This is a genomic window from Streptomyces hygroscopicus (assembly GCF_026168105.1).
GTDB classification, from domain to species: Bacteria; Actinomycetota; Actinomycetes; order Streptomycetales; family Streptomycetaceae; genus Streptomyces; species Streptomyces hygroscopicus_D.
In genome coordinates, this window is record NZ_LBMW01000015.1 from 57,986 (window position 1) to 72,561 (window position 14,576).

The following is a 14,576-nucleotide window of genomic DNA, read 5'->3' on the forward strand; positions in this document are numbered from 1 at the left end:
CCCGTCGGCGCCATCACGCCTTCAGGGCGTCGTACGTCACCCCCGTGAGGCGCTCGGAAGCGGCCCAGAGCTGTTCCGCCGCCGCGTCGTCGAGGGTCCACCGCGCCCGCCAGGACGGTGCCGGCGCTCCGCGCCACATGGCGAAGGAGGGGCCGGTGAAGGAGTCGGGGCGGACGTCCGGCGCGGTCGCCGCGTACAGCCCGGGCAGCGCGCCCGCCTCGGCCGACTGGGCGAAGACCCGGTTGCCGATCTCCATCAGCCGCTCGGCGCCCCTGCGTCCCGCCGCCCGCGGCCCCGCGGTCTGCAGGTTGGTGTCCGCGTACCCCGGGTGGGCGGCGGCGGCGACCACGTCGGACCCGGCAGCCGCCAGTCGGCGCGCCAGTTCGTGCGTGAAGAGCAGGTTGGCGGTCTTGGAGCGGGCGTAGGCGACCCAAGGCCGGTAACGGCGCTCGCTGTTGAGGTCGCGGATGTCGATGTTGGCGAGGGCGTGCATCATGCTGGAGACGGTCACGACCCGCGCCCCGGGGGCGGCGAGCAACGCGGGCAGCAGCAGCCCCGTGAGCGCGAAGTGCCCCAGGTGGTTGACGCCGAACTGGGTCTCGAACCCGTCCGCCGTCGTCGCGTAGGGCAGTGCCATCACCCCGGCGTTGTTGACGAGCAGATCGACCCGCTCGTACGGGAACGAGGCAGCGAACTCCCGGACGGAGGCCAGATCCCCGAGGTCGAGTCGTGCGAACTGGGCGTCACCGCCCGGCACTTCACCGACCACCCGCTCGACCGCGGCCTTCCCCCGCTCCTCGCTGCGGCACGCGAGCACCACGCGGGCCCCCGCGCGCGCCAGCTCCCGCGCGACGACGTACCCGAGCCCGCTGTTGGCCCCGGTGACAACGGCGGTACGGCCGCTCAGCCCCGGAAGGTCACGGACGTTCCAGCCGGACATGGAAGAACTCCCTCCGCATGCGGGTGAGGTCTCAGCGTACGGGGGATGTCCTGGCGCCGCGCCTCTCACACGGAGCGACACCTCATCACAGACTGGACACCATTCCTTCACAAGGGGTGGCCCGGGTCCTACGGTCACCCCCTCACATGACTCCGTGGGGGGATGACATGACCAACCCGTACGTGCGAGCGGGGTCCGACGATGCCTCTGACCAGGCTAGATAGCGAAACGCTGCTGGAGCTACTAGGAGCAGCCGGGTACCGTGCTGGGGCTACCACAGTTGTTGGGCTGGTTACCGGCGACGGGACTGTCGATCCGCGTCACCGTGCCGCTGGCGTTGAGGATGCCGCCACCGTTTGCGCCCGTTCCCAGCGCCTGGTTCTTGGTTACCGGGCTGCGGGTGAGAGCCACCGTGCCGCCGGCCGTATTGAAGACGCCTCCACCGCGGGAGTTCGTGCCGTTGGCAGTGTTGCCGGTGACCGGGCTGTCGCTGGTGAGCTTCACCGTGCCGCTGAGGTTATAGATGCCGCCGCCCTGCGCATTGGTACCGGTGGCGCTGTTGCCAATGACCTTGCTTCTCTTCAGCGTCATGGTTCCGGCTTGCGCGATGCCGCCGCCCAGCGCACCTCTAACGGTGACGTCGTTGTGGGTGACTCGGGTGCTGGTCAGCGTCACCTTCGTGCCGACGGCGGCGGCGATCCCGCCAGCCAGTTGGCCGGTTGCGTGGTTGCCGGTGATGCTGCTTCTGTCGATGGTCGCCGTGCCGGAACCTCCGAATGGGCTGACAAACAGGGCCCCGCCGGAACTCGCCCTGTTGTTGTAGAGCGTGCTCCTGTTGACGTTCACCGCGCCATTGTCGTTGTCGATGGCCCCGCCAAAGATGTCGGCGGTGTTGGTGGTGAGGCTGGTGTTGTTCAGCGTCAGTGCGGAACCGCCGCCCCGGAGCCAGATGGCACCGCCCCGGCCGTTGCCAAGGCCACTGGACGCGTGACCGTTGCTGAGGGTCAGGGCGTTGAGAGTGAGGTTTCCATTGGGGCCGTCGATTTCGAAGAAACGGAAATTGGCCGCGGTTGCGGCTCGGGTGATGGTGTCGCCGCGTCCGTTGATCGTAACGTTATTGGTGATGACCGGCAGTCCGTTGTCGTCGTTGGGCGGTGCGGCGTCGGTGAGGGTGTAGGTGCAACGGGGCCTGAGGTTGACCGTGCCGCCCACTGTGGCTACGGCGCCGATCGCGGCTTGCAGGTCGCTCTCGCTGCAGCTGGTCACGTTCATCACCCGCGGCCGGCTGGTGGCAGGAGTGGTTCCGCTTGCCTCGGCTGAGGGAGTGCCGACCACTGGGTTGGTGGGGGCCGTAGCCGACTGCGACACGCCGAGTGGGTCCGGACCCGGTGGGGCAGGTTGTGCAGTAGCGGGCGGCGTACCTACGCCAAAAGCGGCGGAGGTGAGTCCCATGAGAATGGGAGCGATACGAGAGATGCTCAGACGCACCGGGGCTCCTTGGGCGGATCGCGAGTGTCGTTCCCGTAAGTGATACCGGAATACCGACAGAAATGATTCATGTCGGATCAATCGGCGGGAAGGCAACACGCCCAGTTACGATCACAATTCAACCGAGAGATCTCGCCTGAATAGCCGCCAGTGACACACCGCACGCGCACTCACGGCGGCAGCCAGTTCCATACCGACACCATTCGGTGACGGTGCACTCGGAAGCGCTGAGCGCGATTCTCCAGGGTAACTACGCGTCGACCGCAACCGAAGTCCAATGCATCCTGCGGGGTTCCAGGATGGCGCCATACGGGCTTCCTGGGGTTCGTCCGATCCTCGATGCACACGACCTGCGGCGGGAACTCCTCGCGGTGTCGTGCGATCTCGTCTATGACCGAACGCCCTTGCGAAACATACCGATAGCTCTGCCTGGTCTTCGCTTCTCCGAGGTACGGCACGCCCTTGTCGGGACCGATCAACTGTTGTTTGACCGTCACAGTCTCGGCAGGGTCTCCGTCCTCCAGCCCGAACAGCTCGCCTTGCCTTGGACCATGTCGGTCGACTTCGACGCGCCGAAGCACGGCGGCAGTGCCCGCCAGGCACAGCCGCCGACCAGCACGTAGATGATCGCGGCGAACAGCGCCTCATCATCGATGTTTGCGACCCCGCCGCCCTGCGGTCGCACCCGCGCAGGCGGTAGCAACGGCCTCGCCAACTCCCACAGACCTTCCGGAACGATCCGACCCCACCGCCCACTCCCCGTGATCCACTCAACTACCAACAGGCCACGTAGGACACGGTCTTGGACCCAGGCGTCGAGCCGCATCCGGGCCCGCCACGAGTTGATCGCGATCGTGGTGCCCGTGTACAGGGGCCAGAAGCAGATGTTCTGTCACGACTTGACGCCGACATACGCTGGCCGCGCCTGGAGGGCACAACGGCGTCACGCAGGTTCAACGCCAACCAGCGCAAGCAAACACCGTTTTGCCTGGTCAGCGACGTAGCTTGTCAGTCTCCGCAGATGATGCACGAAGGGGCGGCACCCCCGCACAGGGTGCCGCCCCTCCTGGTGTGCCGGGACCGTCGTCGCGTCGGTGAGGGTCAGGTGAGCAACGACGGCCCCGGAGGCCCGGGCGCCGTGCCGGGCGCCGCGCGCCCGGCGGGAACGGCCGGACACCGACTAGCGGTGGTCGCTGCCCTCCGACTGCGAGGCAGCGCGTCCCGCCTCCAGACGGGCGACCGGGATCCGGAACGGGGAGCAGGACACGTAGTCCAGGCCCACCTCGTGGAAGAAGTGCACCGACTCCGGGTCGCCGCCGTGTTCGCCGCAGACGCCGAGCTTGAGGTCGGGGCGGGTGGCGCGGCCGGCCTCTGCGGCGGCCTTGACCAGGGAGCCCACACCGTCCTTGTCGATGGTCTCGAAGGGGCTCACGCCGAAGATGCCCTTCTCCAGGTACGCCGTGAAGAAGCTCGCCTCCACGTCGTCCCGGCTGAAGCCCCAAACCGTCTGGGTCAGGTCGTTGGTGCCGAACGAGAAGAACTCGGCGGCCTCCGCGATCTGACCGGCGGTCAGGGCGGCGCGCGGCAGCTCGATCATCGTGCCGATCGCCAGCTTCAGTTCCGTCCCGCTGGCCTCCTGGACCTCCGCGATGACGCGGTCCGCCTCCTCGCGGACGATCTCCAGTTCCTGGACCGTGCCGACGAGCGGAATCATGATCTCGGCGCGCGGATCGCCCTTCGCGGCCTTGCGCTCGGCGGCCGCCTCCGCGATGGCTCGTACCTGCATCGTGAACAGGCCCGGGATGACCAGGCCGAGGCGCACGCCGCGCAGGCCCAGCATCGGGTTCTGCTCGTGCAGGCGGTGCACGGCCTGGAGCAGACGCAGCTCGTTCTCGTGCGGCTCCTGACGGGACTCCGCCAGCGCCACCCGCACCGACAGCTCGGTGATGTCGGGCAGGAACTCGTGCAGCGGCGGGTCGAGGAGACGGACCGTGACCGGGAGCCCGTCCATCGCCTCGAAGAGCTCGACGAAATCCTGCTTCTGCAGCGGAAGCAGTTCCTTGAGCGAGTCCTCCCGCTCCCCCTCGGTGTCCGCGAGGATCAGGCGCTCCACCAGCTCACGACGGTCGCCGAGGAACATGTGCTCCGTACGGCACAGACCGATGCCCTGGGCGCCGAAGCGCCGTGCGCGCAGCGCGTCCTCGGCGTTGTCCGCGTTCGCCCGCACCCGCAGCCGACGCTTGCGGTCCGCGAACGCCATGATCCGGTGCACGGCCTCCACGAGTTCGTCGGCGTCGTCCGCGCCCGCGTGCATCCGGCCTTCGAAGTACTCGACCACCGGGGACGGCACCACCGGGACCTCGCCCAGGTAGACCTTGCCGCTGGAGCCGTCGATGGAGATGAGGTCGCCCTCCTCGACGATGTGCCCGCCGGGAACGGTCATCCGCCGGCGCTTGGTGTCGACCTCCAGCTCCTCCGCGCCGCACACGCACGTCTTGCCCATGCCGCGCGCGACGACGGCCGCGTGGGAGGTCTTGCCGCCGCGCGAGGTCAGGATGCCCTCGGCCGCGATCATGCCGTCGAGGTCGTCGGGGTTGGTCTCGCGGCGTACCAGGATGACCTTCTCGCCCGAGCGGGACCACTTCACGGCGGTGTACGAGTCGAAGACGGCCTTGCCGACGGCGGCACCCGGCGAAGCGGCGATGCCGCGGCCGACCTGCTCGACCTTTGCCTGCTCGTCGAAGCGCGGGAACATCAGCTGCGCCAGCTGCGCGCCGGTCACCCGCTGCAGCGCCTCGGCCTCGTCGATCAAGCCCTGGTCCACCAGCTGGGTCGCGATGCGGAAGGCCGCGCCCGCCGTGCGCTTGCCGACGCGGGTCTGCAGCATCCACAGCACACCACGCTCGATGGTGAACTCGATGTCGCAGAGATCCTTGTAGTGGTTCTCCAGCGTCTCCATGATCTGCATCAGCTGGTCGTACGACTTCTTGTCGATCCGCTCCAGCTCGGCCAGCGGGACGGTGTTGCGGATACCCGCGACCACGTCCTCGCCCTGCGCGTTCTGCAGGTAGTCGCCGTACACGCCCTGGTGGCCGGAGGCCGGGTCGCGGGTGAACGCGACGCCCGTGCCGGAGTCGGGGCCCAGGTTGCCGAAGACCATCGAGCAGACGTTGACCGCCGTGCCCAGGTCGTGCGGGATGCGCTCCTGACGGCGGTAGAGCTTCGCGCGGTCGCCGTTCCACGAGTCGAAGACCGCCTTGATGGCGAGGTCCATCTGCTCGCGCGGGTCCTGCGGGAAGTCGCGCCCGGCCTCGGTCTTGACGATCTTCTTGAACTTGGTGACCAGCTTCTTGAGGTCCGCGGCCTCCAGCTCCGTGTCGACCGAGACGCCCTTGGCCTCCTTGGCCGCCTCGAGCGCGTTCTCGAAGAGCTCGCCGTCGACACCGAGGACCGTCTTGCCGAACATCTGGATGAGGCGGCGGTAGGAGTCCCACGCGAAGCGGTCGCCACCGGCCTGCTTCGCCAGCCCCTGCACGGACTTGTCGGAGAGCCCGATGTTCAGGACGGTGTCCATCATGCCCGGCATCGAGAACTTCGCCCCCGAACGCACCGACACCAGCAGCGGGTTGTCGGCCTGCCCGAGCTTCTTGCCCATCCGCTCCTCGAGCGCGGCAAGGTGGGCGCTCACCTCGTCACGCAGTGCCGCGGGCTCCTCGCCGCTGTCGAGGTAGACCTTGCAGGCCTCGGTGGTGATGGTGAATCCCGGAGGGACCGGCAGACCGAGGTTGGTCATCTCGGCGAGGTTGGCGCCCTTGCCGCCGAGGAGGTCCTTGAGGTCCTTGTTGCCCTCGGTGAAGTCGTAAACGAACTTCACGCCCTCGACGCCGTTCCCAGTTACGTGGCGATCTTTGTTTTCCGACACGGTCTCGACTCCTCGAGGACGCGGTGGCTGCCCTGACGGCGAGGAACATACCCAGATCGAAGGCGCCTGGGTACGTCCACTTGCGCGTCATGCGCCCGTAACCACTCGTCCGCCACTGGATCGAAAGTCAAGGCTTGGCAACTCGTAACGCCCGGATGTTTTCACTTCTTGAACGCATCGCAACCCATCCTCACGCTCAGGACGCTCATGTGAGCGCGTTTGCCTACGTCTGATTTCGATCGATGAACGATCAAGAGGTGGCACTCAGTGCCACCCTTTGGAGAAGTGCAGTCGCCCTTGATTCGCTCATCTGAGCGGAACCCCTATCAGAGGTGGCGAGAATCACGCGATCCAAGGCAGCCGGATTTCACCATGCGGACGCACATCCGGACGGAAGCGCCGGTTTTCGCACGGGGCCCGACACCCTCACACGCCGAGCGCCCGCAGCCGTTCCTCCGCCCGCTCCGGCGCGTACAGATGCTCGACGACCAGCGCACCCGCTCCCAGGAGGGCCGCGCGCTCCCCGAGCCGGGAGGTCACCACATCGAGATGGGCGGTGGAGCGGGGAAGCGCCCGCTGATACAGCAGCTCCCGTACGCCGGTGAGGAACGGGGTTCCGGCCAGATCTCCGGCGATCATCAGCACCCCGGGGTTCAGCAGGGTCACCACGGTCGCGAGGACGTCCCCGACCCGCCGCCCGGCCTCCCGGGCGAGCGCGGCGGCCTCCGGGTGCCCGGCGGTCAGCAGGTCCCTTACGTCCGAGCCGGAGGCGGCCGGCACACCCCCCTCCGCGAGCCGGCGCGCCACGGCGCCCCCGCTCGCGACGGCGGCCAGACAGCCGTACGACCCGCACCGGCACAGCGCGTCGGCGCCCTCCGGGACGCGGATGTGCCCGATGTCCCCGGCGCCGCCGTCGATCCCGCGGTAGATGCGGCCGTCGACGACCACCCCCGCGCCGATCCCGGTGGAGACCTTGACCAGCACGAACGCCGAGCAGTCCGGGTACCCGGAGCGCTGTTCGCCGTACGCCATCAGGTTCGCGTCGTTGTCGACGAGCACCGGCACTCCGGCGCCGCCCTGGGCGTGCTCGGCGAAGGCGCGGCCCAGCCGGCGCCGTATGTCGTAGCCGTCCCAGCCCGGCATGATCGGCGGCTGGACGACCCGGCCGGTGTCACTGTCCACGGGCCCCGGAACCGCGAGCCCGATCCCGCAGACCTCGTGCGCCCGATGGCCCGCCTTCTCGAGCAACTCGGCGAACCAGCGGCCCAGTTCGCCGAGCACGGCGTCCGGGCCGTCCTCGATGACCAGGGTCCCCGCGTGTTCGGCAAGGATCTCACCGGTCAGGGAGAGGACGGCGGCGCGGGCGTGCCGGGTGTCGAGGTCGGCGGCGAGCACCACCGCGTGGGCGTCGTCGAACTCCAGTGTGATGGAAGGGCGTCCGCCCAGCGGCGAGTCGACCGGTCCGCCGGCGCCCTCGCGCAGCCAGCCGGCCCGGAAGAGACGGTCCAGCCGCTGGCCGACCGTGGCCCGCGACAGGCCCGTGGCCTGCTGCAGGGCACCACGGGTCGTGGCGCGGCCGCTGCGCACCAGTTCGAGCAGATCTCCGGCGCCGGCCTGAGCGCCGGGCTTCCCGGTTCTTCCACTCATGCGCACCCCCTTGCGTTCACCAACCCTGCATTACATATTGAGTTTTGCGTGTTAAATAGACGTAACCCTACGGTAGCCACTGCCGAACCGTTCGGCAGGACGTCTTTCGGGGAGACCTGAGTGGACCGCACTACCCAACTCACCGCCCGTCGTACGGAACTCACGCGTCCCGTGCGCACCTCGGGTTCACCGCCGGGGTCCGGTCGCGGTGAGATCGTCCGTTCCGGGACCCATGTATACGATCCCGCCGGGCCCGCCGGGTCGCTGCACGTCAGGGCGGCACAGGTGCTGGAGGGAAACTGGACGGGCAGGTCCACGGTGCCGTCGCGCCGGCTGTACCCCCACCAGTGGTCCTGGGACTCGGCGTTCATCGCGATCGGGCTGCGCCATGTGTCGCCGCTGAGGGCGCAGACGGAGCTGGAGACGCTGTTGGCGGCCCAGTGGGCGGACGGGCGGATCCCGCACATCGTCTTCAACCCCTCCGTGCCGCTCGACGCGTACTTCCCGAGCCCCGACTTCTGGCGCTCCTCGACCGTGGGGCGCGCCACGGGCGCCCCGCGCACCGTACAGACCTCGGGCATCGTGCAGCCACCGGTGCACGCGCTGGCGGCCTGGCTGGTGCACCTCGCCGACCCGGGGCTGTCCCGCGCGCGCGGCTTCCTCGCCCGCGTCCACCCGCATCTCGCGGCCTGGCACCGCTATCTGCTGCACCGCCGCGACCTGGGCGGCGGCGGGCTCGTCTCGGTGGTGCACCCCTGGGAGCAGGGCATGGACAACAGCCCCGCCTGGGACGCCCCGCTGTCACGGGTCACCCCGGCCCCGGCCCGCTCCTTCCGCCGCGCGGACCTCGACCACGGCGCGCCCGAGGACCGGCCGACGGACCTGGACTACGGGCGGTACGTGCGGCTGGCGACGGACTACCGCGACGGCGGATATGCCGACGGGTCGGGCGAGTTCGCGGTGGAGGACCCCGCGTTCAACGCGCTGCTGATCGCGTCGGAGCACGCGCTGGCCCGTATCGCGCACGAACTGGGCGCACGGGGCACGGCCCGGTACGCCCGGGCCGAGCGTCTGACGGCGGCCCTCGTCGACCGCCTCTGGGACCCGGCGGAGGGCATGTTCTTCTGCCGTGACGTACGGGGCGGAGACGTAAGGGGCGACGCGCGGCGCGGGGATGTGCGGGGCGGGGATGTGCAGGGCGGGGATGTGCAGGGCGGGGATGTGCAGGGCGGAGACGCCCGGTGCGAAGACGCCCACCACGGAGACGCCCACCGCGAAGGCGCCCACCACGGAGACGCCCGGCGCAAGGACGCCCGCCCCGGCGAAGCCCGGCGCGACAACGCGCAGCGCGAAGACGCGCGGGGCCGCGGCCTCATCCCCGAGCGGACCGTCTCGGGGCTCGTTCCCCTGCTCCTGCCCACGCTCCCGCGTGACATCGCGACCGCGCTCGTACGGACGCTGCGCGGGCCCCACTTCGGGCTCGGCGGCGTCACCCGGCTCGTGCCGAGCTACGACCTGCTGGGCGAGGCCTTCGACCCGCACCGGTACTGGCGCGGGCCCGCCTGGTTCAACACCGGCTGGCTGGTGGAGCGCGGCCTGCGGGTGCACGGGGAGGAGGCGGAGGCCGACGCGTTGCGCGAGGCGCTGCTGGAGAGCGCGGACGCCTCGGACTTCGCGGAGTACGTCGACCCGTACACCGGTGAGGCGTGCGGAGCACACGACTTCGGCTGGACCGCCGCCCTCGCGCTGGACCTGCTCCATATGCGCCCCGGACACGGCGTGTCCCCCATGGGCACCGGCACGTTCGACAGGAGTGACAAGGGAGGGGACCGGGGATGACGGACCGGCATCATCTGCTCGTACGCGGCGGGACGTTCGCCGCCGTGAGCGACAGCGGGGACATCAGCGGGGTACGGGGCGGCGGCTCCCCGGCCGGGCTGTTCGTACGCGACGCCCGGCATCTGAGCCGGTGGCAGCTCACCGTCGACGGTGCCGTGCCCGAGACGCTCACGCCGGTCGCCGACGGGGACCGGGCCCGCTGCGTCCTCGTACCGCGCGGCGGCCGTCAGGAGCCGCCCGCGCACACGCTCTTCCGTGAACAGGCCGTCGCCGACGGGGCGTTCGTGGAGTCGCTGCGAGTCACCAGCAACCGCCCGGTGCCGACCACGGTGCGCGTCGCGGTCACCGCGGACGCCGACTTCACGGACCAGTTCGAGCTGCGCTCCGACCACCGTACGTACGCCAAGACGGGCGTCGTGCGCTCCCGCGAAGTGCTCGAGGACGGTGTGGAGTTCAGCTACCGGCGCGGCGAGTGGCGGTCCCTGACGACCGTCACTGCCGACCCCAGGCCGGACGGCGTGGAGGAGACGGGCACGGGCGCACGCCGTCTCGTGTGGACGCTGGACCTGGAGCCGCACGGCTCGGCGGTGCTGGCGCTGCGGGTCGCGGCACGGCCGCACGGGGCGGACCAGGACGCGACGGTGCCGGCCTCGCCCGCCGACGCCAACGACCAACTCCTCGCTGCGGAAGGCGAGTTCATGGAGGGCATTGCCTTCCCCACCGGCTGGCCCGAGCTGGCCACGGCCTGCGCACGGGGCCTGTCCGACCTCGCCACGCTCCAGATCCCGGCGACGGGCCCGGACGGCGAGGAGCTGCGCGTCCCCGCGGCCGGCGCCCCCTGGTTCCTCACGCTGCTGGGCCGCGACGCTCTCCTCACCTCGCTCTTCGCACTGCCCTACCTCCCCCGGCTGGCCGCGGCCACGCTGCCCGCGCTCGCCGCGGCTCAGGCGACCGAGGTGGATACGCGTTCGGTGGCCCAGCCGGGGAAGATCGTGCACGAGGTACGGCACGGGGAACTTGCGCACTTCGGGCAGGTGCCGTACGGGCGGTACTACGGTTCGGTCGATGCGACCCCGCTCTTCCTGGTGCTGCTCGGGGCGTATGTCGAGCAGACCGGTGACGTGGCGACGGCTCGCCGTCTGGAGCCCAACGCCCGTGCGGCCATCGGCTGGATGCTGGACCACGGCGGGCTCACCTCCCGCGGCTATCTCGTCTACCGCGCCGACCAGGGCGGCCTCGCCAACCAGAACTGGAAGGACTCCCCCGGCGCCATCTGCTGCGCGGACGGCAGCCGTCCCACCGGTCCGGTGATGGCGGCGGGCGCGCAGGGGTACGCGTACGACGCGCTGCGGCGCACCGCGCATCTGTCGCGCACGGTGTGGGGCGACGAGGTGTACGCGGCGCTCCTGGAACAGGCGGCCGGGGATCTGCGCGACCGCTTCCAGCGGGACTTCTGGATGGACGAGCACACGTTTCCGGCGCTGGCGCTGGACGGCGAGGGCCGCCAGGTGGACGCACTCGCCTCCGACGCGGGCCATCTGCTGTGGTCGGGCCTGCTCGACAAGGAGTACGGGAAGCTGGTCGGCCGGCGGCTTCTCGAGCCGGACTTCTTCTCCGGCTGGGGTGTCCGCACGCTGGCGGCGGACCAGGCGGCGTACCACCCGATGTCGTACCACCGCGGGTCGGTGTGGCCGCACGACAACGCGCTGATCACGCTGGGGCTGGCACGCTACGGGCTGCACGACGAGGCCCGTACGCTCGCGCACGCCCTGGTCGACGCGGCGACGGCGACGGGCCACCGGCTGCCGGAGGTGCTCGCGGGGTACGGCCGCGACACGCATCCGGAGCCGGTGCCGTACCCGCACGCGTGCACCCGGGAGTCCCGTTCGGCGGCGACACCGCTCGCGCTGCTCACCGCGGTGGGCGGGGCGTAGCGCGACCGCCCGGACCTCGTTGACCTCGGGTTTGCCGGGTGTTTGCCGGGCGCTGAGGCGCTGAGGTTGAACGTATGCGTGCGACGGCCCGTACGGGATGACGGCGGGCCCAGCCTCCCCAGCGCGGCCCGCCCCTCCACCACGGGCTTCGCATGGAAGGACCCTCGGGTTGCCTCTCAACACACGCTCACGACAGATGACGGACATGGCGGGAGCGGCCGCGGACGGGGTCCTGCCAACGGAGGTGGAGCGGCCGACGCCGGAGGGGACGCCGGCCGCTGCCGACGAGTCCCAGGGAGAGGGAGAGGCTCCGGGGGCGGACCAGAACGGCCCGCCCCCGGAGGCGATCACAGGACGGACCACGGAAGAGCCCGCTGCGGACGGGCCCGCGGGGAAGGCGAAGCCCGAAACGGCCTCGTCGGACAAGGAGTCGGGGCTCGGGTCGAAGGACGACGCCGCGGCGGCACATGAGTCGGGGGACGGCACCGATTCGATATCCGGGGGCCCGGGGTCGTCGGCCGCGGACGGGTCCGCCCGGCCCGCAGTGAAGAGGGCACGGCACGCGGACGCGAAGCGCGGGCCCGGCGCCGAGGCCGCCGCTCCTGGGTCCGACGAAACGACCGAGCCCGAGCCGAAGCACGACACGGCGGCACCCCCCGCCCCCGGGGACGACGCCGCGGCAGCCCATGGCCGGGGGGAGAGCGCCCGTCAGGCGTCCGACGGCCCCGGGCGGTCGGGAGCCGAAGCGGGCACGGGCCCGGCCGGAGGCGCCGCGCCGGACGGAACCGATCCCGCCGATGCCCGCAGCGGCGGGGCGGCCGACGGTGAAGGCGCCGCCGAAGGCAGGGCGGCCGACACCGTCGAAGCCGGGACCGGTACTCCCCCCACCGACGAGGCCGACGCCTCCCCCACCGCCCCTGCCGGGGCGAAGGCGCCTCGTGCAGAGGGCGAGGCCGGAACGGCCGCCGCCACGGAGGACGAAGCCGAATCCACCGCTCCCGCCGCCGAATCCACCACCCCCACGGCCGACCGCGACTGCCCCGCAGCCGCACCGGACAGCCCGGCAGCCGAATCCACCGCCCCCACGGCCGACCCCGACAGCCGCGCGGCCGAGGGCGAAACGGCCGCCCCCGTCCGCCGCCGTCGTTGGCGGAAGTGGCGCGCCGACCACCCCCTGGCCGCCCAGGTTCTCGGTGCCGCCGTCACCGTGTCCGCCGGGGTGCTCGTCGTCGCCGCGCTCGTCATGCCCAACGAGCCGCAGTTCCTCCAGCTCTCCCAGTTCACCCGGCTCCCGGTGGAGGCGCTGATCGGTGCCGTGGTGCTGACCGCGATGCCGCGGCGACCCCGGCTGGTCGTGGCCGGGCTCGGGGGACTCGCGCTCGGCGTGCTGACCCTGCTCAACGTGCTCGACATCGGCTTCAACCAGTACCTGGGCCGCGGCTTCAACGTCGTCTTCGACTGGCCCCTCTTCAGCGACGCCTACTCCTACCTCAAGGACACGCTGGGCGGGACGGGCGCTCTGGGTGTCCTGGTGGCGGCCATCGCCCTCGTCCTCGTCGTCCTCGCGATCTCGGTGCTCGCCGTCGTGCGGCTGAGCAACGTCATGGCGCGGAACCGGGCCGCCACCACCCGTGCCGTCCTCGTCCTCAGCATGGTGTGGATGACCTGCACGTCCCTCAGCCTTCAGGCCAACGGTGTGCCGCTGGCCTCCGATCGCACCCTGACGATGGTCCAGTACCGCATGAAGTGGATGCGCGAGAGCCTTCGCGACGAGCAGGCGTTCTCCAAGACCGCCAGGGTCGACGCCTTCGGCAACACCCCGGGCTCCCAGCTCCTGCCCGCACTGCGCGGCAAGGACATGATCTTCACGTTCATCGAGAGCTACGGACGCAGCGCCATCGAGGACCCGGTCATCGCCCCTGGTGTCGACAAGACCCTCGACATGAGCACCGCGGCCCTCGCCAAGGCAGGCTTCCACGCCAAGAGCGGCTGGCTGACCTCGGCGACGTACGGCGGCAGCAGCTGGCTCGGCCACTCCACGTTCCTGTCGGGCCTGTGGATCGACAATCAGAACCGCTACCGCTACGTGACCACGAGCGACCACCTCAGCCTCACCAAGGCGTTCAAGAAGACCGGCGACTGGGACACGGTCGGCATCATGCCCGGCGTGACGAAGGGCTGGCCGGAGCAGAAGTACTACGGTCTCGACAAGGTCTACGACGCCGCCCATCTGGGCTACCAGGGACCGAAGTTCAGCTGGTCGACCATGCCCGACCAGTACACGCTGGAGGCCTACCAGCGCATGGTGCACAGCAAGAAGCGCGACAAGCCGCTGATGTCGGAAATCATCCTGACCTCAAGCCACACGCCCTGGGCTCCCATCCCCAAGATGGTCGGCTGGGACCAGCTGGGCAACGGCTCGATCTTCAACGGCATCGAGAAGGCGGGCCACACGCCCGACTACACCTACACCAGCGACACCCACTCCAAGGAGGAGTACGGCAAGTCGGTCCAGTACTCGGTGACCGCCCTGACCCAGTTCCTGGAGCGCTACGGCAACGACAACACCGTGCTCGTCTTCCTCGGCGACCATCAGGCGAACGCCCACGTCAGCGGCAACCGCGCCAGCCATGACGTGCCGTGCGCGATCGTCGCGAAGGACCCGAAGGTGCTCGAGAAGATCGCCGCCTGGGGCTGGTCGGACGGCCTGCGGCCCACGCACAACGCACCGGTGTGGAAGATGAGTTCGTTCCGCGACCGCTTCCTGACGACGTACGGCTCGACCCCGCACCCGTCGAACGGCTGA

At 70.3% G+C, this 14,576-nt stretch carries 7 protein-coding genes and 1 pseudogene; 3 read left to right on the forward strand and 5 right to left on the reverse strand.

Translation table 11 applies throughout. The features are described from left to right. Nucleotides 1-13 precede the first annotated feature (13 nt). From AAW14_RS16705 to AAW14_RS16725, 5 genes and pseudogenes are all read right to left on the reverse strand, one after another. Nucleotides 14-940 carry an oxidoreductase gene (locus tag AAW14_RS16705; RefSeq protein WP_265564634.1) on the reverse strand — a complete coding sequence of 309 codons (927 nt, stop codon included), beginning with the start codon at nucleotides 938-940 and terminating at the stop codon, nucleotides 14-16. A 243-nt stretch (nucleotides 941-1,183) separates the two neighbouring features. After that, on the reverse strand, nucleotides 1,184-2,206 hold the full coding sequence (locus AAW14_RS16710) for a hypothetical protein (RefSeq protein WP_265564635.1): 1,023 nt from the start codon (nucleotides 2,204-2,206) through the stop codon (nucleotides 1,184-1,186). A gap of 778 nt (nucleotides 2,207-2,984) precedes the next feature. Next, nucleotides 2,985-3,194: pseudogene (locus AAW14_RS16715) on the reverse strand (transposase); the annotation flags it as partial. 414 nt (nucleotides 3,195-3,608) lie between these two features. Then, entirely contained in the window at nucleotides 3,609-6,350 is a 2,742-nt protein-coding gene (gene ppdK, locus AAW14_RS16720) for a pyruvate, phosphate dikinase (RefSeq protein WP_416223316.1), read from the reverse strand. Nucleotides 6,351-6,776: 426 nt separating this feature from the next. Then, nucleotides 6,777-7,997, reverse strand: a complete 1,221-nt coding sequence (locus tag AAW14_RS16725) for an ROK family protein (protein WP_265564637.1) — start codon at nucleotides 7,995-7,997, stop codon at nucleotides 6,777-6,779. A gap of 120 nt (nucleotides 7,998-8,117) precedes the next feature. Between AAW14_RS16725 and AAW14_RS16730 the strand changes: the two genes are divergently transcribed. The 3 genes from AAW14_RS16730 (at nucleotide 8,118) to AAW14_RS39485 (ending at nucleotide 14,576) form a co-directional block, all read left to right on the forward strand. Further along, nucleotides 8,118-9,836 carry an MGH1-like glycoside hydrolase domain-containing protein gene (locus AAW14_RS16730; protein WP_416223317.1) on the forward strand — a complete coding sequence of 573 codons (1,719 nt, stop codon included), beginning with the start codon at nucleotides 8,118-8,120 and terminating at the stop codon, nucleotides 9,834-9,836. Further along, nucleotides 9,833-11,770 (forward strand): glycogen debranching N-terminal domain-containing protein, encoded by a 1,938-nt coding sequence (locus AAW14_RS16735; protein WP_265564638.1) that lies wholly within the window; start codon nucleotides 9,833-9,835, stop codon nucleotides 11,768-11,770. Before AAW14_RS16730 ends, AAW14_RS16735 begins: the two co-directional genes overlap by 4 nt. A gap of 196 nt (nucleotides 11,771-11,966) precedes the next feature. Next, entirely contained in the window at nucleotides 11,967-14,576 is a 2,610-nt protein-coding gene (locus tag AAW14_RS39485) for a CDP-alcohol phosphatidyltransferase (protein ID WP_322741077.1), read from the forward strand.

What these genes read in the sequence shown, in the direction of transcription:
- AAW14_RS16705 (WP_265564634.1), bottom strand. Translation starts at nt 940, where the DNA reads ATGTCCGGCTGGAACGTCCGTGACCTTCCGGGGCTGAGCGGCCGTACC.
- AAW14_RS16735 (WP_265564638.1), top strand. Translation starts at nt 9,833, where the DNA reads ATGACGGACCGGCATCATCTGCTCGTACGCGGCGGGACGTTCGCCGCC.
- AAW14_RS39485 (WP_322741077.1), top strand. Translation starts at nt 11,967, where the DNA reads ATGACGGACATGGCGGGAGCGGCCGCGGACGGGGTCCTGCCAACGGAG.
- AAW14_RS16725 (WP_265564637.1), bottom strand. Translation starts at nt 7,997, where the DNA reads ATGAGTGGAAGAACCGGGAAGCCCGGCGCTCAGGCCGGCGCCGGAGAT.